The sequence below is a fragment of the Scytonema sp. PRP1 genome (assembly GCF_036697665.2).
Taxonomy (GTDB): Bacteria; Cyanobacteriota; Cyanobacteriia; order Cyanobacteriales; family Nostocaceae; genus Kalymmatonema; species Kalymmatonema gypsitolerans.
On record NZ_JBAHYJ020000096.1, the window covers coordinates 1 to 24,817 of the forward strand.

Below are 24,817 nucleotides of genomic sequence, written 5' to 3' on the forward strand. Positions count from 1 at the left end.
CAACCGCAGTTCGTGAAGCATCTTCCAACCTGCCAGCAGGAGAAGGTCAGGCGGGGAATGTCAACGTTAATGTCACAGGGGCAGTGACGATTGCTGGGGTGAACAACGCACCCAGTGGTATTTTCAGCTATTTGGGAAGTGGGGCGATTGGTAAAGGAGGAAATATTAATGTCACATCAGGCTCAGTTTCCTTAACTGATGGTGCTCGACTTTTTGCCAGCACCTCAGGAAAAGGGGATGCAGGCAGTGTATTCGTGCAAGCAAAGGATTCTGTGTCTGCTTCTGGTAACAGTTACATCTTCAGTGATGTGGAATATGGAGCAGTGGGCAATGGTGGCAACGTCAACATCAATGCCGCAACACTGTCGCTCAAGGATGGCGCTCAACTGTCAACCAGTGTTCGTGGAGCATCTTCCACCCAGCGTGCAGGACAAGGTCAAGCGGGGAATGTCGACGTTAATGTCACAGGAGCAGTGACGATTGCTGGGAAGGACACAGGATATAGTGGTATTTTCAGCTATTTGGGAAGTGGGGCGATTGGTAAAGGGGGAAACATTAATGTCACATCTGGCTCAGTTTCCTTAACTGATGGCGCTTTCCTGGAAGCCAGCAGCTTTGGACAGGGGGATGCAGGAAAGATTCAAATTAACGCTACTGATTGGGTCAGTGTTTCTGGAATCGGTTCAATCACAGGTTCTGAAGCTAGAGGTGGCTTGTTTGTTCTTTCTCGAAGTTCAGGAGCAGCAGGAGACATTGAAGTTACCGCACCGCAAATTCGTTTAGACAACTCAGCGAGGTTCAATGCTGAATCAGCATCAGGTAACGGCGGCAATATCAACCTGCGAGTCGGAGACTTACTGCTGCTGCGCCGTGGAAGTTTCATCTCAGCCACTGCGGGTACTGACAAACTTGGTGGTAATGGCGGTAACATCACTATCAACGCTCCCAATGGCTTTATTGTTGGTGTCCCTAATGAAAACAGCGACATTACAGCCAATGCTTTCAATGGCACTGGTGGGAAAATCGATATTAACTCATTAGGCATTTTTAACTTCACTCAGCGTAGTCGAGAAGACTTGGTGGGCGAGTTGGGAACTGATAACCCAAATGAACTCAACCCGCAACAGTTACAAACTAACGACATCACAGCATTTTCCCTAACCAACCCAACTTTAAGCGGTCAGATCATTATCAATACACCGGATGTTGACCCAAGCAAAGGATTCGTCGAACTGCCCACAGTGTTAACAGAGACATCAAACCTAATAGCAGACACTAGCTGTGATGCCATTGCTAGCACAGATTCTGACACAGATAAAAGCAAATTTACGATCACCGGACGCGGTGGTTTGCCTCCCAGCCCCTACGAACCCCTCAGCACTGATGTCGTCTGGTTAGACACTCGATTACCAGCTATCACATCACAACAGCAACGTTCACAAGGAAGCGCAGCTAAACCACCCTCTAAAGCTGATGTTGTGGAAATTGTCCCCGCTACAGGTTGGGTATTCGACGGCAAGGGGAATGTTACCCTCATTTCCCATGCATCCAAAACCAATAGTTTGGGGTCTACTCCTGCTGGGTGTGCCAAAAAGTAAAGACCCCACCCCCGTAAAGCTACGCTTCACGTCCCCTCCCCCTTCGGGTTCGCCAGTTGCCTGCGGAGGGAAACCCTCCTGCAGCACTGGTCTCACCGCAAGCGGGGAGGGGATAAAGGGGTGGGGTGCAGTCAACGTGGAAATCATAACTAATTAGCCGAACATGATATAAGTCATGAATGCAACTTAGTATGAGGACATAAAAAAAGGACAAGAACTTTCTACCTCAGTGTGCGTGTTCTTCAACATACATTACCATCTAATAGGTGTTGAAAAATCCAACAAGGAGATACGTCAATGGCATACATATTAAAAGTCACATACTCAAGTGGAACGAATTTCAAACAGAGTCTCAAGGACTCAAGTCAGCTTGGTCTTTGTGAAAAGTATAATATTAGCAATGGGAAGACATTTAGAGTTAGAGAAAGAGCAGACGCAGATACAGACCACTACAGAGTGACTCTGTTTGATAAAGTCGGAAATGCTGGATGTCCTCAGTACGACACTTGGTATGTCTTTAAAAACCATGTAAGTATCCAGCCTGAAACGTCTGGTGGTTCTGGTGGTGTTGCAGAAGTCATCGTTATCAATGCTACAAGTGGTTTGAATGTTCGGGAACAACCCGACACGAGTGCTCGTGAACTTGGTAAGATTCCCAATGGGTCAAGAGTCACCGTATACGGCGAAGGCAAAGATAATGACGGGTTTCGTTGGATTAAGGTTAAATCCAACCAATGGGTTGTTTCTGAGGGTTGGGTTGCTACTGAGTATCTGAAGATTTTATCTGTGCGTTGACGCAAATGTGATTCGGTGGTGGGGTACTCTTGCGCTTCGCACCTTACGCTGTACCTGTCCGTTGAGGCAAATTTGATGAGGTAGTCCGTTAAGGGACTTCCAAATTAAAAAACATCCAACTTTTTTTTGTGGGATGGGCTTCTAGCCCGTCCTATAAACTGGGGGGAACCAGATGCCATTGGTGTCAACTTAAGCTGAAAACCAAGTCAAGAGCGTTACATTATGCCTTATTCTACTCACCCACAATTGCCGCTTCACCCCACCCCGGTTTTGTCTTACGCCAAAACCTCCCCTCCCCGATGCCTTGGGGAGGGGATTAAGGGGTGGGGTAAATCAACGTGGGATAAAGGCTTGAACGTGATTGTTGACACCAATGACCAGATGCCCACCCCACATAAGATTGGATAATTTATTTGTTGGAAATCCCTAAGCTCATGCTAACGCACCCTACGCAGTACGAAAACGCGCCAATTCCTCACCGGTCTTTGCATCATGGGCGTGAACGGTGCAAACCAAACAAGAATCAAACGATCGCGCTACATGACCCACTTCTACTGGATCAGTTGAGTCGTAAATGGGTGTCCCAACTAAAGCTTCCTCAATAGGTCCACGTATTCCTTCAGCGTCACGCGGTCCAATATTCCAGGTACTGGGAGCCATAATTTGGTAATTTTTAATCTTACCACCTTCAATCTCCAACCAGTGACACAGGGAACCCCGCGATGCTTCGGTTGCACCCCAACCGCGTCCATCTTTTTCTTTGGGTTTGATATACCAAGGGTCATTCAGGTGGAATTCGCGCAAGCAGCGTTCGGCTTGGCGATATAACTTGACAATTTCGTGAACTCGTGCTAACTGCCGCAGATGGATACTTGCCCCACCCATTTGTCTGAAGGCATCCAGGATAAACCCGTCGAAGTGTTGCCAAGATTCTCCATGTTTACCACCCGCCACTAACTGACGTGCGAGTGGTCCTGCTTCCAAGCGTCCGAGTTCTTTGTGACGCACTGCTGTTGACCAAGAGTATCGCCCTGTGAAGTCTTTGGCATTGTTCTGGGCTGGTTTGGTCGTGCGATCGTACGGGTGAATGTCCTCTGTCAGTTCCTCATACCAGGAGTGAGTTGTATTTTCCCGGACAAAAGCCTGATCCATCAAACTGTGAGTGTCGGTGAAACTGTCATACACTCCACTCTTCATAATCAAGGCAGAATTGCGCCCTTCAATTGTCGGCTTTTGGTATTTTGCTTCATGAGGTAAATATCCCCAACTGACATATTTACCTACACCAGCACCATATTTATCCAAACCAATATCTAAACCCATGCGCCAATAAAAACCTAAATCAGAATTGGCATGGCTTGGGTTTTCGTCCAACCACACCATAAAGTCTTCATAAGTTTTGATTTCTTCGTAGCGTTCTAAAGAACAACCCAACCACACGGGTTCTAACCAATTAGTGCGGAAGTATTCCAGAATCGACCAAGCGCGAGTCACGTCTGTTAAGGTGGGGGAACACATCACGCCACCAGGAACCATGTAGCTAGAATGGGGCCATTGACCGCCAAATAAGGCGTAAATTTCTACTGGTTTGGCAGAAATTGTGATGCCAAGTTCGTAGGATTTACCAGTAAAGGCAGCAAAGCGTCTGCATGCTTCTTGGTAAAAAGGGCTGTACCTATACTTTTTATTGGTCAAATCAATCGCATATAAACCGTAAAAGTAGCGGGGTATGCTTTGAATTGACTCGACAATTTGACCTAAGTTTCTTGCCAAAATCGCATTGCGCGGAACTTCTGTTCCCCAAGCGGTATCTAATGCCCAAGCTGCACTGGTGAGATGGGAAGCACCGCAAATACCGCAGACACGAGGTGTGACAATTAATCCTGCTTGGGGGTCTTTACCGCGCAGGATAACTTCAAATCCTCGGAAGAGTTCGGCATGTGTCCAAGCGTTTACGACTTGCCCATCTTCTATTTCCACTCGCACATCTAAATCGCCCTCGACTCTGCCTAGGGGCGATATGTCTAATGTTTGGATTCCCATTTGTCCTTTGTCCTGTATCATTCGTCCTTTGGTGAAATTTATAGTGGTTGTTACTTGGTTCTCATACAGCCGGAACCTCACCCCCTAACCCCCTCTCCGCTAAGCAGAGAGGGAGAATTTTCCCCCCCTCCTCGCTTGCGGTGAGTAAGCGCGCTGCAGGCGGGAAACCCGCCGTAGGCGACTGGCGTTCGCCCTTGGCGTGCCGTTCGCGTAGCGTCTCCGTCAGGAGAAGGCATACCCGAAGGGGGAGGGGTAAGGGGTGGGGTCAAAATCGTACTGCACCAAAATGGAAACCGCCATAACCACTAACTAAGGTGAAATTTATAGTGGTTGTTACTTGGTTCTCATACAGCGGGAACCTCACCCCCAACCTCCTCTCCGCTAAGCAGAGAGGGGGAAGTATTTTCCCCTCCTCGCTTGCGGAGAGCAGCGCCGTGCGGTGAGACAGCCCTGCAGGCGGGTTTCCCGCCGTAGGGGACTGGCGTTCGCGTAGCGTGCCGAAGGCATACCCGAAGGGGGGTTCCCCCGTTGAGGCGACTGCGGAGGAGGGGTAAGGGGTGGGGTCAAAATCGTACTGCACTAAAATGGAAACCGCCATAACCACTAACTAAACTGTGAAAAAGTCGTCTTCTGCCCACTCGGGCATTGTGTCTTTTGCCACGATGGAGGCTAGGGCATAATCTTTTTTGTTAACTCCTGCGGGCAAGTCTTTGGGAACCCCCATCACGGTTTGTGTTTTAAATACGGTTCCTGGTTTGAGGTCGTAGAAGGGGAATTCGGGTTCGGTGCAACCTAAACAAGGCATTCCAGCGCGGGTTTTGGAGGAGACGCGGTTCCACAAAATGCGGTTACAGGAAGAACGGGTCATTGGTCCACGACAACCTAAGTCGTAGAACAAGCATCCTTTACGCTGACCAAATTCGGTGGTTGATGCTTTGTAGGCAAAGTGGATGTTACGGGTGCAACCTGTTTGGGTATAGGTGTTGAAGAAGGTTTGTGGACGATGCAGTTCATCAAGAACAATGTCGCCTATTCGACCGGTGGCGATCGCCACTAATATTTGGCTAATCCAGTCGGGGTGCGAAGGACATCCAGGAATGTTGATCACGGGTAATCCGGATTTTGACCGGAATTCTTTCCCTAAAAAGCCCCCTTCTTTGCGTTTGAGAAATTGCAATCCCTCGGATTCGCTAGGGTTGGGTGCCATTGCGGGAATTCCTCCCCAGGTGGCACAGTCTCCCACCGCGACGACATAGTTGGCAACTTGGGATAAGTCGTTTAACCAGTCTTTCATCGGGCGAGCGGCAAAACGGTTCCATTCTCCAGTGCCATTGGGCGCGTTGATCACGCTGCCTTCAAATACCAGGATATCCAAGGGTATTTTGCCCATAAGACATTCCCACAGCATCGTCTGCAAATTTGCACCTAGTTCCAATCCGAGCGATGGATGCCAAAGGACGTTAATGCCAAAGTCAGTGACCAAATCACAAACGGTGGGTTCTTCAGCGTTAAGAAATGACATGGTGTTGCCTGAACATGCACCACCTTGCAGCCATAGTAAGTTCGTCATCAGCTATCTTGATTTGTATTGTTTACCCTGCATGATTCAGGTGACGTTGTTTATAGCGTCTCAACTGTTTTTTTCCCTTTATTTCTAATATCATGTATTTTTTGATTCAATTGTTTATTTCTTACATAAAAATTTATCTTGTTTGAATTGGAATATATTCTAAAATTCCCGAAACAGTTAGCCATTAACATTTTCATCGATTAACCAGAGTTAGTATATTAACAGTACGACGTTCATCAAAAGATAAGTGACATCTCTATATTCTTTTTCGATTAGCTATGACATAAAATCAAGGCTTGCTTGAAAAATATACTGTTTAAAGACAAGAAAGATAAAATTATATTTTTATGAAATTCTCTTAGATAAAAGTTCACATAAACATTCTATTTATTTGTCATCAAATGTTTTATATTAAAAGAAAATAGACTTAATAAATTCAAGGAGTATTCATTAGACTTCTAGCAAAAAGACTAAGCGTTTAAAACCGCTGTACCCCCTTTGATCCATAAGCCTCTCACCCAAAGGGAACTCAAGCGCCTAATTTTGCAAAGAGGCGATTAACCGGAGTTGAGTGATCATCTGCGTAAACAAGCTTGGTTGGTACAGCCTAAAGACGCCGTGTTCGTAGCGTCTTTAGGGTATGCAGGCTTGAAAGACTCAATAGACATTTTGCAAAAGTCATCTATCGACTATGAATTAAGAATTTCTCCGATGTTCTGCATTGTGTGTTCTCCCCTTACAAGCAATCTATTTTTGCCTGCATATTTGATTTTCTCCAACCTGCTTTAGGAAGATAGTAATGACTCCCAGCATGACAGATTCAGCAGTGAAGGCGGCAATGGCTGTCATTGCTTCGTCTTCAGCAACGACACAAGAAAAAATTGAGATGCTGATTGAAATGGCGCAGGGCTTTCAAAAAAAGCCAAAAACTGCCCAAGATTTGTGGAATGCAGTTTCATTGTGTCATCAAGCGCATGAATTGTGCGCTGAGGATAATCTGCTGTGGAAAGCTAGGGCAAAGGCAGGTATGGCAACTGCCCTAAAGGCAATTCCTGATGTTGGGGAACAACTGTTGTTAGAAGCGAAACAACGATTAGAAGAAGCGCTACCTATTTTGCTGGAGTTTGCCCCGCAAGAGGAAGTGGCGGAAGCCCAAATGAATTTAGGGTTAGTGTTGCAATCGCTTGTACCATTCAATTTAGCGCGGATGACCGATAGCATCCAAGCTTATCAGAAAGCTTTGCAGGTGTTTACCTGGCAGAAGTACCCGCAGGAATATGCAATTTTACACAATAATATTGCAATTGCTTACCTTTCCATGCCCCTGACATCAGAAAAAGAATCGTTGCGTCAAGGGTTAGCAGTGCAGACATTTGAGGAGGCACTGAAGCATATTCGGTTAATAAACCATCCAAGGGAATATGCGATGTTGCAAAATAACTTGGGTAACGCTTTGCAATATTTACCGAGTTCGCATCCTTTGGAGAATATTTTGCGGGCGATCGCTGCTTATGACGAGGCGTTAAAAGTGCGTGATCCTAAAGACACACCCTTGGAATACGCCAATACCATTTCTAATAAAGCCAACGCCTTATTCAACTTACCAGATAACCCGGAAAAACCAGAAGCCGGGAATCTGAAAAATCTGCGGCAAGCGCGTACCTATTATCAAGAAGCTTGGGAAATTTTCACTCAAAATGGACAAATAGAACAAGCGGAAGTTGTCGTACAGATGCTGCAAGAACTTGAGACAGAAATAGACAATAGTTAGTGCTTCTTGTGTAGAGACGCTTTCATGAGAGTGCGCCTGTACAACCAACAACTAACAATTTCCATTCAGGAGATGAGAATGACAGATATTCTGACAAATCAGACTTTGAGAGATTTTCTCACAAGCTTAATGGCTGGCGATTTGAATCTCATGACAGGATTTGTGTGGTTTTTAGTAGCAACAGCTTTATCTATAGTTGGCGGTGCTATTGGCGGGATGATTTTAGCTGGGAAAGATTTAGGCTATCAGTTAGCGGCACTGCTAGGCGGATTTTTTGGTCCGGCGGGCGTCATTCCTGGAATTATCTTAGGACTCATAGTGCTGAATGCCTTGAGAAACTTTTAGGAGGAATCATGTTAGAGATAGGATGGTTTAGCGCTAGGTTATTTTTTCGGGGAAAGCTACTGCGCGATCCCATGCAATTTGTTAGGCAAACTGCAATTGGTATTGGTGTAAGTGCGCTACTGTTGTTCTTACTTGCACAAACTAGAGTTAGCCTTTGGATACCAGTTGTCATCTCAAGCTTTTTGACTGGTATACTTATGCCATTTCTACATAAAGATATCAAGTTGAAGTAATTTTTTAGCTTTAGTCTTGAAAAACTTCAAACTGAAAGCTAAAACCTGTTTTGACAGATTACAGACGATTAACTATCAAAGAGATTTCCATTATTTTCCACTCATTTGAGATTTTTGCCCAAATTTATTTGAGGGTAAAAAAGCCGCATAATCCCAAATCTACCGATGGACACAGGAACTGAAATGACTCTTACACCAATAGATGAAACAGAAGCGGCAAAAGTTCCCCAACTTTTACCTCTTTTTCCTCAAGGTGCAGAAGTCATTTTAGGAAAGACTCTTGAAGGTCAATTAGTCATGCCTGTTGCACCTAGCAGCAGAGAAATGTTTGGTCCTCGCGGTGCCTGCTTGATATCAGAAAATGGACCATTGTGGGTATCAGATACAGGACATCATCGTTTATTAGGATGGCAGAATTTACCGACTCAAGATAGTCAACCTGCTGATTGGGTGATTGGACAACCTGACTTTAATCATGAAGGACAAAATGCTAAAGGCAACCCTGGAAGGGCAACACTGAGTGTACCAACTGGAATTTGTGCTTGTGGTCAAGGTTTAGCAGTCGCAGACGCTTGGAATCATCGCGTTTTGATTTGGAAAAAACTGCCAGAAGACAATAATGTTCCAGCCGATTTAGTATTAGGTCAAACTCATTTTACGGAGAATGAACCCAACCGAGGAACCCAAAAAGCAGCAGCCAACACTTTGAACTGGTGTTATGGAGTTTTCTATCATCAAGGAAAGCTATTTGTTGCTGATACAGGAAATCGCCGAGTATTAATTTGGCATCAATTACCAGAAGAAAATGGTCAACCTGCCGATTTAGTTTTGGGACAACCAGATATGATCTCCCGCGATGAAAATGGCGGCGGTACTCCCTCAGCATCCAGTATGCGTTGGTGCCATGACATTACGGTTTGGGGAGAAAATTTAGTTGTCACGGATGCGGGGAATAACCGCGTGATGATTTGGCAGGGCATACCAACAGAAAGCAATGCTTCTTGTGCAGTGGTTTTAGGACAAAAAACTTTTGATTCTGTGGAAATCAATCAAGGAGTTTATTTCCCCAGCGCCAATAGTTTGAGTATGCCCTATGGCGTAGCTGCTGCTGGTGAGTGGCTGTTCGTTACCGATACTGCTAATTCAAGGGTTTTAGGGTGGAAAAAGCCACAAACAATTCTGTCTTTACAAGGTGCTGAAAGTCATGCGCTAGTTGGACAAAGAAACTTTCAAAGTAAAAGCGAAAATCGCGATTTTGGGCTACCAAAAAGAGATAGTTTAAATTGGTCGTACGGAATCAAAGTATGTGGAAATACTGCGGTCATAGCTGACTCTGGAAATAACCGAATTTTACTTTGGAAAATAACTTAAACACTTCGATTGTTTCTAGGGGTTTGCATTTGCATTTCATACAATTCTTGTAAGGTGGACATCTTGTCTGCCCTGAATTAAGGACGGGCGGGACGCCCATCCCACAAGAAAATTAAATTGTCATCGTTTCAATTAAAAACCGCTACACTTTCGCATCTACGTGATTCATTAAAATCTTATGTCTACTGAAGAAATCAGGGTTCGCGGTACCGTTCAAGGAGTGGGATTCCGTCCCACTGTATATAGACTTGCAAAAGCATACGGATTGCAAGGCGAAGTTTGTAATGACGGCCAAGGTGTCTTAATTCGGGCATCTGGTCGTAAAGAATCTATAGAAGAATTTGTTCAAAAATTACAGAAAGAATGTCCGCCACTGGCGAGAATTGATGAAGTAACGCGCAAGCGTTATGAAGGCAAATCAATTTTCCATGATTTTGTCATTTCTCAAAGTGTCAGCAGCGTGGTGACAACAGAAATTCCTCCCGATGCTGCCACTTGTGGAAAATGTAAAGCGGAAATCTTTGACCCTTTCAGCCGGTGGTATCGTTATCCCTTCACGAACTGTACTCATTGCGGTCCCCGACTAAGCATCATTCGCGCCATGCCTTACGATCGCCGCAACACAAGTATGGCTGCTTTTGGCATGTGTGCAGAGTGTCGTCAGGAATATAACGATGTCGCAAACCGTCGGTTTCATGCCCAACCCGTAGCGTGTCAGGTTTGCGGTCCTAAAGCTTGGTTAGAACGTTCCGATAGTAAACCAATTACACCTCATATGTTTTCTATGCTTGACGATGTTGATGCCGTTTGTACCCTGTTACAAAAAGGCGAGATTGTTGCCATAAAAGGGCTAGGTGGATTTCATTTAGCTTGCGACGCCACCCAGGAAACTGCTGTGCAAAAACTGCGCCAGCGTAAACAGCGCCATCAAAAGCCTTTTGCTTTAATGGCAAAAGACATGGCAGTTATTGAACAGTACTGCATTCCCAACGCCAAAGAAAGAGAATTACTGGAAAGTCCCGCTGCGCCTATCGTGTTAATTCAGGCAAAAGGGGGAGACGACGACGAAAGGGGAAGTGGAAGAATAGGCAGACAAGAAGTCATATTCAGTTTGTCTAATAACCTACAAAACGAAGACCCCATCCCGCCTACCGCACCCCTCCCCGCTTGCGGGGAGGGGCTGGGGGTGGGGTTCCGAAAACACGGAAAACCATCAATTGCGCCCTCAGTTGCGCCGGGGCAAAACACCTTGGGTTTTATGCTACCTAACACACCCTTACACCACCTCATTTTGAGGCGGATGAATCGCCCGATTGTTCTCACAAGTGGCAATCTTTCTGATGAACCGCAATGTATTGATAATGTCGAAGCGCGTGAGAAGTTAGGAAAGATGGCCGATTATTTTCTCCTACATAATCGCGATATTGTTAACCGAGTAGATGATTCGGTAGTGCGGGTTGTTGAGGATAAAGTGCTAACCATCCGTCGCGCTAGAGGATACGCACCAGCGTCTATCAATTTACCACCAGGTTTTGAAAGCGTTCCTCAAATTTTAGCAATGGGCAGCCAGCTAAAGAATACTTTTTGTTTATTGCGAGATGGGAAAGCAATTTTATCTCAACATCAGGGAGATTTAGAAAATGCAGTCACTTTTCAATCCTATCAGGACACGCTCAATCTGTACTTAAATATATTTGAGCATCAACCAGAAGCCATTGCTGTTGATTTACACCCCGAATATCTATCTACCAAATTTGGTAAAGAACTCGCAGTTTCCAATCAGTACGGGCACGGCACTGCCGTGCCCCTACTCCACATCCAACATCATCACGGCCATATTGCTGCTTGCATGGCAGAAAATGGTTTACAAATTAACTCACCACCTGTTTTAGGTATTGCATTAGATGGATTGGGTTATGGCGAAGATGGAACACTGTGGGGCGGAGAATTTTTGTTAGCAGATTATCGCCAGTTTCAGAGACTGGCGACATTTAAGCCAGTGGCAATGATTGGTGGAAAACAAGCAATGAAAGAACCTTGGCGTAACACTTACGCCCAGTTAATATCTGCCTTTCCTTGGGACGAATTAAAACAAAAATACGGAGATTTAGAGATTTTAGAATTTCTTGAACAAAAGCCACTGAAACTTTTGAATCAGCTTGTCGAAAAACGAATTAACTCTCCTCTATCTTCATCAGTAGGACGTTTATTTGATGCTGTCGCTGCGGCAATTGGTATCTGCCGAGAAGAATGTAGCTATGAAGGACAAGCAGCAATTGAAATGGAAGCTTTAGCTGATACCACTATTTTAGATAATAAAGAAAATTTAAATTATTATTTTAACTTTGTTGTTTCAGATAGTATTTATCATATAGATTCACGTTCCATGTGGCAAGCCTTGCTAAATGATTTACAGCAGCATACTCCTCAAGCAATGATTGCTGCTAAATTTCATACAAGCTTAGCTCATGCCATTGTAGAAATGGTTGATAATCTCCGTCAGAAAAATGACATTCATCACGTTGTGCTAACAGGAGGAGTTTTTCAAAATTGTATTCTGTTAGAACAAGTTAGCAAACGCTTACAAGCTTTGGAAATCAATGTCCTTACTCACAGCTTAGTTCCAGCTAATGATGGTGGTTTATCCCTAGGACAAGCTGTTATTGCAGGCGCCCAATTAATGAATTAATACTTTTTGTTAGTTTATTGTTAATTTTATAAAAATTACAATATAGCAACACTAAATGCTTTACGCAATACTCTCTCTTTTTTCCTTCCTCTGCGTCCTCTGCGTCTTAGCGGTTTATTAAAAAACAGAAAATACAAAATGTGTTTAGGAATTCCCGGTCAAATCATAGAAATAACCGACGTTAAACAAAAATTAGCTGTTGTCAACGTTGGTGGTGTCAAGCGTCAAGTTAATATTGCTTGCATTGTTGATGAACAGCATCCGGTTGAATCTTGCGTTGGCGATTGGGCGTTAATTCATGTGGGCTTTGCTATGAATAGAATTAACGAAAAAGAAGCGATGGAAACTTTGCAAATTTTGGAAGAATTAGCAGAAGTCGTAGCAGTGGATCTTTAAACGAACCGCCAAGACGCCAAGAACGCAAAGAAAAGAGCAACAGAGAGTTTTACAAATGATTTAGGATTGCTATCGTCAGCGCTGATTACAAGTCAATCAAAAATTTTCATAAAAACTTGATATGAAATACGTTGATGAATTCAGAGAACCGAGAAAAGCTGATGCTTTACTTCGTGCCATTGGAGAATTGTGCCAACAGCTAGAAAAGCCTATCAAAATCATGGAGGTATGCGGCGGTCATACTCATTCTATTTTTAAATATGGTATTGAAGATGTTTTACCGCAAGCAATTGAATTAATTCATGGTCCTGGTTGTCCTGTTTGTGTAATGCCAAAGGGAAGGTTAGATGATGCTATCTCTATCTCCCAAAATCCTAACGTCATCTTCACTACCTTTGGAGATGCAATGCGCGTTCCCGGTTCCACAACAAGCTTGTTGCAAGCCAAAGCACAAGGTGCAGATATTCGCATGGTCTACTCTCCTTTAGATAGCCTGCAAATTGCTAAAGATAACACCGACAAAGAAGTTGTCTTTTTCGCCTTAGGCTTTGAAACAACTGCCCCTAGTACTGCTTTGACTATCCTACAAGCAGAATCTGAAAAAATTCATAACTTCAGTATGTTTTGCAATCACGTTCTTGTGATTCCCGCCCTAGAAGCACTGTTAGATAACCCGGATTTGCAACTCGATGGATTTATTGGTCCTGGTCATGTGAGCATGGTGATTGGTACTGAACCTTATCAGTTTATTTCCCAACAGTATCAAAAACCTATTGTGATTTCTGGTTTTGAACCTTTAGATATTATCCAATCAGTTTGGATGCTATTGCAACAAATCGTTGAAAATCGTTGTGAAGTAGAAAATCAATATAATCGCTTGGTAGAGGAAGCGGGAAATTCGGTGGCGATCGCCGCCATGAATCAAGTTTTTAAAGTGCGAGAAAGTTTTGAGTGGCGCGGGTTAGATGAGATTCCCAATTCTGCATTTAAAATGCGTGCTGAATATGCGGAATTTGATGCAGAAGTAAAATTTACCATTCCTAATCTAAAAGTTGCTGATCATAAAGCTTGTCAATGTGGAGAAATCCTAAAAGGAGTTTTGAAGCCTTGGCAATGCAAAGTCTTTGGTACAGCTTGCACTCCAGAAACACCGATTGGAACTTGCATGGTTTCTTCTGAAGGTGCTTGTTCCGCTTACTACAAGTATGGTCGCTATTCTCATGTTGCTAAGAAAATGATGTCTGAGAAATAGTGGTAGACATGGTGAGAAAACCATAACATAATTACGAATTACGAATTATGAATTATTTTGTCACTTTCAGTATTAAAGTCAATCCTGTAGACTTTAACACTGTGACACAAACAACAACAGAACCATCTCCATGCAACTCAACCACGGCATCACACAACACAGCTCAAAACGCCTGCGCGTCGTAATTGCAGGAGGTTCAATGGGTGGTCTATGTGCAGGGTTAGCCCTACGCGGCATCGGTTGTGATGTAGAAATTTTTGAGCGTGGTTCCTACAATGAAGCAAATCTTACGCCTAGTGGTGTGCAAAGTCGAGGTGCTGGTCTTGTCCTACAAATGGAAATCAATCGGTTTCTGGCAGAACATGGTATCACCACAGCAGAAGCCCTGGGTGTGACTTCGTGGAAGAGACAATACATTGTTGGAGATGGCAGCATTATTTGGGAAGAATCGACGCCTCAATTGATGACTTCTTGGGATATGTTGTATCGTCAACTGCGGAAAGTTTTCCCAGATCAACACTACCATCAAGGAAGTAAGGTTATTGGTGTTGAGCAGAGTGGCGACTGTGTAGTAGTCCGCTTTGAAGACGGACGGAAAGAAAAGTGTGACCTCCTTATTGGGGCTGACGGTGTTGATTCAACCATACGCCAACAACTGCTACCGGATGCCGTTCCGCAGTATGCAGGGTATGTAGCATGGCGAGGACTGATAGACGAAAGTCTTCTTTCCTCAGACGTTGCGAAATTTCTCGCCGAACAATTTACCTTGTTTCACGGACCGGGTATGCAGGCACTATGCTATCTGGTACCTGGACCAAATGGAGAATTAGACGAAGGGAAACGTCGCATCAACTGGCTTTGGTACTTAAACGTCCTAGATGGTGACGAGTTGAAAACAGTGATGACTGACTGCGAAGGACGAGTGCGGAAGTTTTTCTTGCCTCAAGGAGAAGTCCGAGAGTCAGTCATCCAACAGATGAGAGTGGCGGCAAAGGGATATCTACCAGAAATCTTTCAGTATCTATTTGAGGTGACAGAAAAACCCTTTATTCAACCCATCTACGACTTATCATTGCCGCGTATGGTTTTCGGGCGGGTGTGTTTAATCGGCGATGCTGCATTTGTAGTTCGACCTCATACGGCTGCTGGTACTTTTAAAGCTGTCACGAATGCGATCGAACTTGCACAAGAGTTACAGGAATCTGGCAGTGATGTGGTGGCGGCGCTAGAAAAATGGGAACCAATCCAGTTAGCGATGGGGAATTACCTCAAGGTTTTAGGGGTCACTCTCGGAAATCGTTCTGGATTGGGTCACTATGTTTTGCGTGACACACTCCTACACTGACTCTTCGAGTACAGTGTAGGCTTCTCAGACAATCCGGCTATTGCTTAGGAGACTCTGAGCTTTGTTTTGAGTCCACGGAATGCCCTGCCGCAGACTGTGAATTTCTTATTTTGTACCCTACAAGTTTTACTGCCCTGGATGAGATGCTGGCATATTCGCACTATCGGGCAAACCAAATGGCAACTTGTATTAGTCAAGATGTGCCGACTTACTTTCATGCTGTGCAACGGAGTCGCTTACCAATGGTCACAATGCCACTAGACAGAGGCTTATCAGACACCAATGTGGGTGAAGCAAACCATCAATATTGTAGCAAAAAACGCAGAAATTGGCGATTTCTCAACCACCCCTCTCCCTGTCAAACCTACGGTTTGAAATGGTCGGGGATGGTTTCGTCATCGCCCCAAAATCCATCCCAACACCGAATCAAAGATTACGGTATGGGGTTTCTTTTGGTTCAAGCTAGAGTAGGGTCTAGGGTGTAGAAAGTTTGTGGGGTAGGCCGGAAAGCCTGCCTCAAACCAGATGGCTGATATCATGTTCGCTTAGCCCATAACAAAACTTATTTGTAGTAAGGACAAGAGTCCTTGCTTTATCAGTAAAGAGGACTTTAGTCCTCACTACGGACTTCCGCAGGCTTATCTAAACGGACATGATATGAGGATACCTGTCGCACAAAAAAATTTTATTTAAACAGAATTTAGGATGAATTCCTTCTCTAACTCAGCACAGCATTTCCTCTTTCAAAAAGTTGAAAAACTTCGCCGTCATCCAAGTAAAATGCGAGATACTCATATCACCCTCGCGCATGGTAGCGGTGGCAAAGCAACACGCGATTTAATTGATGATATCTTTGTCAAGAATTTTGATAATCCTACTCTCTCTCAATTAGAAGACCAAGCCAGCTTTGATTTGGCGAGTCTCATGCAACAGGGAGACAGGCTTGCTTTTACCACTGATTCTTACGTTGTAGACCCTTTATTTTTTCCTGGTGGTGATATTGGAGAATTAGCCATCAATGGTACAGTTAATGATTTAGCAATGAGTGGTGCCAAACCGTTATATCTTAGCTGTAGTGTCATTTTAGAAGAAGGGCTGGCTGTAGAAACTTTGCGGCGTGTTGCCGAAAGTATGCGAACAGCCGCAAAAAAAGCTGGTGTACAAATTGTCACAGGTGACACGAAAGTTGTCCATCGCGGTGCAGCAGATAAATTATTTATTAATACTTCTGGTATTGGTGTCATTCCAACAGGAGTTAACGTTTCTGCCCACAACATTCAGCCAGGAGATGCAGTCATTATTAATGGTGAATTGGGCAATCATGGCACAGCAATTTTAATTGCCCGTGGGGAATTAGCATTAGACAGTGATATTGAAAGTGACTGTCAGCCGTTGAATGGTTTAGTTGAAACTATCCTTAATGTCTGTCCTGATATTCATGCTATGCGGGATGCCACACGCGGTGGTTTAGCTACAGTATTAAATGAATTTGCTCTCAGTTCTGGTGTGGGAATTCGTTTAGATGAACAGTCTATACCAGTGCGTGAAGAAGTCAATGGTGTTTGCGAAATTTTAGGTTTAGACCCATTGTATTTGGCAAATGAAGGTAAGTTTGTGGTGGTAGTAGGACGCGAAAATGCTGACACTGTTTTATCAGCGATGAAATCTCACCCAGCCGGAAAAGATGCTTGTATCATCGGTGAAGTTATTTCCTCTCCTCCTGGTGTTGTCTTGTTAAAAACTGTTTTTGGAACTGAACGTATTGTTGATATGCTTGTTGGCGATCAGTTACCAAGAATTTGTTAATTACGATTTTTTGCAAAAGTTATGAGCAATGGATATTTTGAACCACAGATGGACACAGATGGACACAGATAATTTATCGGTGTAGCCTACGGCACGGCTTACGCCTACATGTGTGGTTTGATTTTCCTAAATTTTATTTTTGTAAAAGCTTTATTGTGGTACGTTACATTGCAAAAATATCCTTTGACTATTGAAAATCAATGCACGAATTAGGAATTACTCAAAATATTGTGGCAATTGTGGCTGAATATGCCAATGAAACAAAAGTAAAAAGAATATTGTTAGAAATTGGTAAGCTTTCAGCCATTATGCCAGATGCAGTGCAATTTTGTTTTGATATTTGTACTCAAGGTACTGTTTTAGAAGGGGCAAAGTTAGAAATATTGGAAACTCCAGGATTGGCTAAATGTCGCCAATGCAGTGCAGAAATTCCTTTAGAAAAGCCTTTTGGAAGCTGTCAATGTGGTAGTGTGCATTTGGACTTAATATCTGGGCAAGAACTGAAAATTAAGGAAATAGAAATAGAGGAACTATGTGTGTAACCTGTGGTTGTTCTGATGATGCCGAAGTCAAAATTACCAATCCTGAGACAGGTGAAGTAGCAACAATCAATTCTTCAAGTGATACTCAGCACCATCATCATACTCACACTTTACCAGATGGCACTGTCATAACTCATTCCCATAGTCACGACCCTATCACTGAAGCATCTCAAATTCATGCCAATATACATAGCACAACTATATCTTTAGAACATGATATTTTAGCAAAAAACAACTTACTAGCCGCTCAAAATCGAGGATGGTTCAAAGGTCGAAATATCATCGCATTAAATCTTATGAGTTCTCCTGGTGCAGGAAAAACGACTCTGTTAACTCGAACCATCAATGATTTAAAGCATCAGTTACCTATTAACGTTATTGAAGGCGATCAAGAAACCACAAACGATGCCAAAAAAATTCAAGAAACAGGTTGTCAAGTTGTTCAAATCAACACAGGAACAGGTTGTCATCTAGATGCAGCGATGGTGGAACGAGGGTTACAACAACTGAATCCACCTTTAAATTCAGTGGTGATGATTGAGAATGTTGGCAATCTTGTTTGTCCGGCTTTATTTGATTTAGGAGAACTTTTTAAAGTCGTGATTCTCTCGGTTACAGAAGGAGAAGATAAGCCGATAAAATACCCCCATATCTTCCGCGCCAGTCAAGTGATGATTCTCACGAAAATAGATTTGCTGCCTCACGTACAATTTGACGTTCAGCGTTGCATAGAATACGCTCAGCAAGTCAATCCCCACATTCAAGTATTTCAGGTTTCTGCACTGACTGGAAGTGGATTAGAAAATTGGTATGAGTGGCTGTTACAGAAAGTGCTATATAGCTAATATTACAGTAATTAGAGAGTACCAAAAAGTAAATTATCCATTATGTTAAGCTGTTCCACATTTAACTTGCATTATTCAGGCGGGCAAGATGCCCACCCCACAAGATGGATAATTTATTTGTTGGAAATCCCTAACCTAGATAAGGTGGAAGTGAAACTGCGAAATCGTTAATGTAAGTTTTGCCATTTACCAGAAAAGATACTTTCAGTTGCGATCGCTATTCTTAATAAATCTTCCTTTAACAGTGGTGGCCATTCAACTCCTACTCTCCGCCCAGCTGCAAAAAGCTGTTGACTTTTGATACTTAACTGGTATAAAACGTAAGCTAATTCTTTGTCTACAACAGTAGCATCTTTTAGACCTTCAAATACTACTTTCAATGCCAACAAAATCGATGTTATCTGACCAGGTACTGGTGGTTTTCCCTGTTGTAGACGTATTAACAAGGCATCTGGGTTGTCCTCGTTTATGACTGTTTGGTCAATCAAGAATTTATAAGCAGTTTCGTAATTCATGTTTGAGGGGCATCCATCACACCGTTGCCTACCTATTCTCTAGAGACGTTGTATGCAACGTCACTACACGTGTAAAATTTTCACAAAAAATCCTTAACTCAACGGTATTGCATTTTAGCGGATAAGCCAAAAAAAATGTAGAAACGCAAAATTTGGCGTCTCTAGTTTGTATGTCTGCATTTTTCCACGAAATCATCCCAAAATCTGGGCAATCATCCGGTTCGCTTGCGACAGATAACCGCCACCGAATAAATTGAAATGATTCAAGATGTGATACAGGTTGTATAGAGTTTTTCTCTGCTCATACCCTTCATCTAACTGCCAAACTTCGTTGTAACCTCGATAAAAGGCTGCTGAGAAACCACCAAAAAGTTCCGTCATAGCGATATCAACTTCGCGATCGCCAAAATAAGTAGCTGGATCAAAAATCACTGGTTCTCCTGAAACAGTACATCCAGCATTCCCTCCCCACAAATCACCATGTACTAAAGACGGCTGCAGTTTGTGCGCCAAAAGTTCAGGTATCGCTTCTATTAACTCTTTTTCTTGAGGAAAATGACCACCCTTGCGCCTTGCTAACTGGAATTGATACCCCAGCCGATGTTTGGCATAAAACTCTGCCCAATCTGCTGTCCAAGTATTGATTTGAGGCGTGGAACCGATAGTATTGTTGATGTCCCAGCCAAAACTCCCCTGAGCCTTGACAACGGGGTTACATCTGTGCATCGCTGCTAATTTGCGCCCCATTTCTTCCCAAGATTTGGTATTACCTGAACCTATTTCCAGCCATTCCAAAACTACATACGCGGAACTACCAGCAGTACCCCAACAAATGGGTTTAGGAACCCGGATGGTAGCAGATTGGTACATTTGCTGTAAGCCCAGCGCCTCAGCCTCAAACATAGCAACTTGCGACGCTTGGTTGAACTTAACAAAGTAGGTGTGCTGACCATCAGAGATACTATAACCTTGATTGATACATCCGCCACCAACTGAACGCCGTTGCGACGATTGAAATTTTTCGCTCCTCACTTGGCTAATATGGGCATCAATTTCAGTCCACATCATGGCAATAGGAATAGGGGGATGAGGGAGATGAGGGAGATGAGGGAGATATAGCGCTTTTCATCTGAATGAAGTACAGATTTATCTGTGTCCCATGAGTGTCCATCTGTGGTTCATTATTTCTTTGTGTACCTTACTCCAGGTTCTTACCGCTATAATTTCCTCATCTTCCCTAGTTTAAGATGGTTTGAGGACAACGACACCGTAAGCATCTGGGGAAAGAAATTCTTGTGCCGCTTGCATCAAGTCAGTTGCATCATGTGCTTGAATGCGGGCTGGATAGTTAAATGCTGGTTCCAAATCTCCCACCATTGATTGGTAGTAGCCGTATAAATTAGCGCGATCGCTTGGTGTTTCATTGCCAAAAATAAATCTGTTAGCCACTTTTGTCCGCACGCGAGCAATTTCCGCTTCTGTCACCATCTTTGTTTGCAGATTGCGGATATGTTGGACAATCCCAGCCTCTACAGCTGGTAAGTTCTCCACCGCACAATAAGCTGCAATGTAAAAAGTCCCCTGCAACTGTTGCGTCATATTACTGACAGAAATACCGGAAACCAGCCCTCGTTCTTCCCGCAAATCCCTTACCAGCCTTGATGTCAGTCCATGTCCTAGAATTCCCGCTAAAATATCCAGTGCATAAGTATTATCTAATTGGTTTAACCCAGGTACTCGCCAAACCATCACGAGTCTTGCTTGCTGGAGGCTTTCGTCAATAAATTCTCTACGGACAATTTCTGTAAACGCAGGTTCAGGATTAGCCTGTAACTGCTGAGTGCTGAGTGTTGAATGCTGATTTTTAGCGACTTTTTCAAATCCATCCGCAACAATTTCAATCAACTCTTCCACGGGTAAATTGCCTACAGCCACAGCAGTGATTTCGCGGGGTTGATACCAAGTTGCATGAAAATCTCGCATCTGCTGAGGTTGCAATTGAGAAATGACAGCTTCTGGTCCCAAAACGGAACGCCGATAAGGTAGCTTATCAAAAGCTGTCTCCATCGCCCGTCCAAAAGTGCGGCGGCGGGGATTATCTTCCGAACGTCGAATTTCTTCCAAAACTACCAATCGTTCGCGTTCAAAAGCTGGGTCAGGTATGCTGGCATTGAGCACAACATCAATTTGCAGGGGAGCAAGGTCTGCAAAATCCTTGGGAGCTGTCGTAATGTAGTAATGGGTATAGTCTTGACTTGTAGCAGCATTCGTCACAGCACCCCGCTCTTCAATTTGACGTTCAAACTCGCCGCTTGCTAGTCGCTCAGTTCCCTTGAAAATCATGTGCTCTAAAAAGTGAGCCATACCGTTAATGGTATCTGACTCGGCGGCTGAACCAACGTTAACCCACAAGCTTAGGTTAACTGCTTCAACAGGCATCTGCTCTGCCACTATGGTCAAACCATTAGGCAACTGGTGCAGCTTTGGGGCATTAAGACGAGGAAAGTTCAGCAGGGTTGAGGTCATTTGTACTTGTGGGGTGAGCCTATACTTCTTTAATCTTACCTACCACTGAATTTCGTACCGAACTTCTCAGTACATAGCTAGGAGTTTGCTGAAAAAAGGTCTCACACCACAAAAACAGACAAATTGCCCCAATGTCTGCGAACTTGGTCAGCTATGCTTTTCCTTAGAAGCAATTGGCAACCAACTTCGTGACTTTTTAATCAGTCGAGGAGTCTGAGCAAAATCTACGACTTTTATGACTTAATATAAAATTATAATTATAAATATTAAGAAATATGTCATAAACATCAATGCCAAATTATCGTGTTGGCAAAAGCAAATCCCGCGTCATAGTTATCGGTGCTGGAATTGGCGGACTCACCGCTGGGGCATTATTAGCCCGTAGAGGTTACAGTGTCTTAGTTCTGGATCAAGCCCTCGTACCAGGAGGGTGCGCTTCTACCTTTAAACGCAAAGGGTTTACCTTTGATGTAGGAGCCACCCAGGTAGCAGGGTTGGAACCAGGGGGAATTCACCACCGTATTTTCACAGAATTGGAAATCGACCTACCAGAAGCAACGCCTTGTGACCCCGCTTGTGCAGTGTATTTGCCTGGTGAAGACACACCAATCAACGTTTGGCGAGATCAACAGAAATGGAAAGAGGAACGACAAAAGCAGTTTCCTGGTAGTGAACCACTTTGGCAGTTGATGGCAGCTTTGTTTAAAGCCAGTTGGGAATTTCAAGGACGCGACCCAGTGCTACCGCCACGTAACCTGTGGGATTTATTACAGCTTACCAAAGCAGTGCGTCCTAGTACATTCAAAACTGTACCCTACACATTGTTTACAGTTGGGGATGCATTGCGCGCCTACAAGTTGGCAAACGACCACCGCTTAAAAAGTTTTTTAGATTTGCAACTCAAGCTCTACTCTCAGGTAGATGCAGAAGAAACAGCTTTGCTTTATGCGGCAACAGCGTTGAGTGTGTCGCAACTGCCGCAGGGGTTGTATCATCTTCAAGGTAGTATGCAAGTCCTGAGCGATCGCCTACTAGAAGCCCTAGAAAAAAATGGTGGCAAGTTGCTCATGCGGCACACGGTGGAACATATCAAGGTAGAAAATGGCAAAGCGAACACTGTAGTCATTCGCAATCAGAAAACTGACGAAGTCTGGACAGAAGGTGCTGACCACGTAGTTGCCAATGTTACTGCGCAGAATTTGGTGCAGTTGTTGGGGAATAACGTTCCCAATGGTTATCAGCGACGAGTAGAAAAACTACCACCCGCATCAGGTGCTTTTGTTGTGTATTTGGGCGTAGACGAAAGCGCTATTCCTTCTGGATGTCCACCTCATCTTCAATTTATGTATGATGCCAATGGTCCGATTGGCGAGAATAATTCTCTGTTTGTTTCTGTGAGTCATCCAGGAGATGGGCGCGCTCCAGATGGAAAAGCAACAATTATTGCTTCTTCGTTTGTAGATGCACAACAGTGGTGGCTGACTGAGGATTATGAGGGGTTAAAGCAACAGTATACACAAGAAGCTATCTCGCACCTGGCAAAGTTCTTTTACCTGAAACCAGAAACCATTGTTCATCTAGAAGCAGCTACTCCCCGCACTTTTGCAAGGTACACAGCACGCGATCGCGGTATTGTTGGTGGTATTGGTCAAAGGATATCCACTTTCGGTCCTTTTGGTTTTGCCAATCGTACACCCATCAGCAACCTGTGGCTTGTTGGTGACTCTACCCATCCAGGCGAAGGGACTGCTGGTGTCAGTTACTCAGCGCTGACAGCAGTCAAGCAGATTGAAGCTCAAAAATATTAAGAAGAACGCAGAACGCAGAACACAGAATGCAGAATAACAAGGAAAAAGCGGGGGTAAAGAACTGTAAGCTTAGCTTAGCTTGTTGGGTTTTCATATGGTAAACCCAACAGACTTCCTTTGTCTGAATCTAGTGGTTCATGTCATTAATTATGAGGGTTTGTAGAGACGTTGCATGCAACGTCTCTACGGAATTTCTGCAATTTAACAACGTGTTAAAACTAATGACACAGACCACTAGGCGTTCCACTCAGACATCCTGGACAGCAAATCTTCAAGATGCCTATTATCTTGGATAATAACGTCCAAATCGGGGTCAGTCTTGACAAATATGTGAAAATTCGGGTTAATTTTCAGCGCTGTCTCAAGGCTTTCAATCGCTAGCGATTCTTTTCCTAATCGGGCTGCACAACAAGCGCTATTATACCAAGCATACTCATCGTCTGGGTTCAGTTCAATTGCTCTTTGATAGCTTGCAAGCGCCTCATCATAGCGCTCTAAATATCTCAAAGTATCTCCTATTTTGTAGTAAGTCCAAAATTCATCCGAACGGATATATTGGGCTTCGTCGTAACTTTTGAGCGCTTCTTTATAGCGACCCAAATGTCTCAAGGCGTCTCCGCGACGAAACCACGCCCAGTAATCATTACGACGAATTGATAAAGCTTCATCATAGTCAGAAATTGCTTCTTCATAGCGTTCCAAATGTCTCAAAGCATCTCCGCGACGAAACCAAGCCCAATAATCATCGCGACGAATTGCCAAGGCTTTGTCAAAATTGGCGATCGCTTCCTCAAATTGCTCTAGTTCTTCTAGGAAAATATTGCCGCGATTATACCACGCCCAGTAATCATTAGGGCGAAGTGCCAATGCTCGGTCAAAGCTTGCGATCGCTTGCTCATAGTAACCCAATTCCCGCAGGACGCTACCTCGGTCATACCACAGCCAGTATTCATCAGGGCGAATCTCTATAGCTTTGTTGTAATAGGCGATCGCTTCTTCGTAACGTCCTTGCTTTTCAAGCCGTTTGCCCTGTCGATACAAGTCTCTATAGTCTTGTGTGACGAGCGATGGACTATCTGCCTCAGTTGGTGCTGCTGGACTCATTCTTGATTCCCCAAAAAGTTATTACTGTTACAGACAAGCGCACTATTTATATTATGGGAAAGTCCTAGAGTTATTTAAATATTCGGGTAAGAAGGCAAACAGATTGGCTAGTATTCCTGAGAGTGCAATGTTTTCCCATATGCTATAATTTTCTTTACACGTATTTCTCCGTGTTTTCACACTGCATTAGTCTTTAACTTCAGTTTCTTGGTTGAGCCTTAGTTTCTGTTAAGACAAGCACCTAAATAATACGATGCAAATGC

General features: G+C 43.8%; 21 protein-coding genes and 1 pseudogene. 15 read left to right on the top strand and 7 right to left on the bottom strand.

Annotated elements, in window-relative coordinates; all coding sequences use genetic code 11:
* Together V5G28_RS24980 and V5G28_RS24985 are read left to right on the top strand one after the other, a co-directional pair.
* Positions 1-1,598, top strand: a pseudogene (locus V5G28_RS24980) (S-layer family protein); the annotation flags it as partial.
* Between the two features lie 297 nt (positions 1,599-1,895).
* Positions 1,896-2,393: an SH3 domain-containing protein gene (locus V5G28_RS24985; RefSeq protein ID WP_332995583.1), complete on the top strand. Its 498-nt coding sequence runs from the start codon at positions 1,896-1,898 to the stop codon at positions 2,391-2,393.
* Between the two features lie 447 nt (positions 2,394-2,840).
* On the opposite strand, the gene V5G28_RS24990 is transcribed toward V5G28_RS24985, so the two are convergent.
* The 3 genes from V5G28_RS24990 to V5G28_RS25000 form a co-directional block, all read right to left on the bottom strand.
* Positions 2,841-4,436 carry a nickel-dependent hydrogenase large subunit gene (locus tag V5G28_RS24990; protein ID WP_073636563.1) on the bottom strand — a complete coding sequence of 532 codons (1,596 nt, stop codon included), beginning with the start codon at positions 4,434-4,436 and terminating at the stop codon, positions 2,841-2,843.
* Between the two features lie 265 nt (positions 4,437-4,701).
* On the bottom strand, positions 4,702-5,034 hold the full coding sequence (locus tag V5G28_RS24995) for a hypothetical protein (RefSeq protein WP_336231331.1): 333 nt from the start codon (positions 5,032-5,034) through the stop codon (positions 4,702-4,704).
* Between the two features lie 9 nt (positions 5,035-5,043).
* A complete protein-coding gene (locus tag V5G28_RS25000) occupies positions 5,044-6,006 on the bottom strand; it encodes a hydrogenase small subunit (RefSeq protein ID WP_332995585.1) in 963 nt (320 codons plus the stop codon).
* 799 nt (positions 6,007-6,805) lie between these two features.
* Here V5G28_RS25000 and V5G28_RS25005 point away from each other — a divergent pair.
* From V5G28_RS25005 to hypB, 12 genes are all read left to right on the top strand, one after another.
* Positions 6,806-7,777: a hypothetical protein gene (locus V5G28_RS25005; RefSeq protein ID WP_332995587.1), complete on the top strand. Its 972-nt coding sequence runs from the start codon at positions 6,806-6,808 to the stop codon at positions 7,775-7,777.
* A gap of 78 nt (positions 7,778-7,855) precedes the next feature.
* The gene (locus V5G28_RS25010) at positions 7,856-8,122 is read left to right on the top strand and encodes a hypothetical protein (protein ID WP_073633728.1); all 267 of its coding nucleotides are present in this window, start codon (positions 7,856-7,858) and stop codon (positions 8,120-8,122) included.
* 8 nt (positions 8,123-8,130) lie between these two features.
* A complete protein-coding gene (locus V5G28_RS25015) occupies positions 8,131-8,355 on the top strand; it encodes a hypothetical protein (protein WP_332995590.1) in 225 nt (74 codons plus the stop codon).
* A 183-nt stretch (positions 8,356-8,538) separates the two neighbouring features.
* Positions 8,539-9,726 (top strand): hypothetical protein, encoded by a 1,188-nt coding sequence (locus tag V5G28_RS25020; RefSeq protein ID WP_332995591.1) that lies wholly within the window; start codon positions 8,539-8,541, stop codon positions 9,724-9,726.
* Between the two features lie 178 nt (positions 9,727-9,904).
* Positions 9,905-12,415, top strand: coding sequence for a carbamoyltransferase HypF (gene hypF, locus V5G28_RS25025; RefSeq protein WP_332995593.1), 2,511 nt, complete (start codon positions 9,905-9,907; stop codon positions 12,413-12,415).
* Positions 12,416-12,553: 138 nt separating this feature from the next.
* Complete coding sequence (locus V5G28_RS25030) at positions 12,554-12,811, top strand: HypC/HybG/HupF family hydrogenase formation chaperone (RefSeq protein WP_332995595.1); 258 nt, start codon at positions 12,554-12,556, stop codon at positions 12,809-12,811.
* A gap of 121 nt (positions 12,812-12,932) precedes the next feature.
* Positions 12,933-14,063 carry a hydrogenase formation protein HypD gene (gene hypD / locus V5G28_RS25035; protein WP_332995598.1) on the top strand — a complete coding sequence of 377 codons (1,131 nt, stop codon included), beginning with the start codon at positions 12,933-12,935 and terminating at the stop codon, positions 14,061-14,063.
* Positions 14,064-14,193: 130 nt separating this feature from the next.
* Entirely contained in the window at positions 14,194-15,408 is a 1,215-nt protein-coding gene (locus tag V5G28_RS25040; RefSeq protein WP_332995600.1) for an FAD binding domain-containing protein, read from the top strand.
* A 143-nt stretch (positions 15,409-15,551) separates the two neighbouring features.
* A complete protein-coding gene (locus V5G28_RS25045; RefSeq protein WP_332995602.1) occupies positions 15,552-15,893 on the top strand; it encodes a hypothetical protein in 342 nt (113 codons plus the stop codon).
* A 220-nt stretch (positions 15,894-16,113) separates the two neighbouring features.
* Positions 16,114-17,214 carry a hydrogenase expression/formation protein HypE gene (gene hypE, locus V5G28_RS25050; RefSeq protein WP_332995604.1) on the top strand — a complete coding sequence of 367 codons (1,101 nt, stop codon included), beginning with the start codon at positions 16,114-16,116 and terminating at the stop codon, positions 17,212-17,214.
* Between the two features lie 200 nt (positions 17,215-17,414).
* The gene (hypA, locus tag V5G28_RS25055; RefSeq protein ID WP_332995606.1) at positions 17,415-17,756 is read left to right on the top strand and encodes a hydrogenase maturation nickel metallochaperone HypA; all 342 of its coding nucleotides are present in this window, start codon (positions 17,415-17,417) and stop codon (positions 17,754-17,756) included.
* Positions 17,747-18,601 (top strand): hydrogenase nickel incorporation protein HypB, encoded by an 855-nt coding sequence (gene hypB, locus V5G28_RS25060; RefSeq protein WP_332995608.1) that lies wholly within the window; start codon positions 17,747-17,749, stop codon positions 18,599-18,601. The genes hypA and hypB overlap by 10 nt, the downstream gene beginning before the upstream one ends.
* A gap of 167 nt (positions 18,602-18,768) precedes the next feature.
* Here the strand turns inward: hypB and V5G28_RS25065 are convergent, their stop codons facing one another.
* From V5G28_RS25065 to V5G28_RS25075, 3 genes are all read right to left on the bottom strand, one after another.
* Positions 18,769-19,116, bottom strand: a complete 348-nt coding sequence (locus V5G28_RS25065; RefSeq protein WP_332995610.1) for a Dethiobiotin synthetase — start codon at positions 19,114-19,116, stop codon at positions 18,769-18,771.
* Positions 19,117-19,308: 192 nt separating this feature from the next.
* A complete protein-coding gene (locus V5G28_RS25070; RefSeq protein WP_332995916.1) occupies positions 19,309-20,181 on the bottom strand; it encodes a fructosamine kinase family protein in 873 nt (290 codons plus the stop codon).
* A gap of 177 nt (positions 20,182-20,358) precedes the next feature.
* Positions 20,359-21,642, bottom strand: a complete 1,284-nt coding sequence (locus V5G28_RS25075) for a M16 family metallopeptidase (RefSeq protein WP_332995612.1) — start codon at positions 21,640-21,642, stop codon at positions 20,359-20,361.
* A 290-nt stretch (positions 21,643-21,932) separates the two neighbouring features.
* Between V5G28_RS25075 and crtD the strand changes: the two genes are divergently transcribed.
* Entirely contained in the window at positions 21,933-23,450 is a 1,518-nt protein-coding gene (gene crtD, locus V5G28_RS25080) for a C-3',4' desaturase CrtD (RefSeq protein WP_332995614.1), read from the top strand.
* Positions 23,451-23,684: 234 nt separating this feature from the next.
* Here the strand turns inward: crtD and V5G28_RS25085 are convergent, their stop codons facing one another.
* Positions 23,685-24,554: a tetratricopeptide repeat protein gene (locus V5G28_RS25085; protein ID WP_332995616.1), complete on the bottom strand. Its 870-nt coding sequence runs from the start codon at positions 24,552-24,554 to the stop codon at positions 23,685-23,687.
* Positions 24,555-24,817 lie beyond the last annotated feature (263 nt).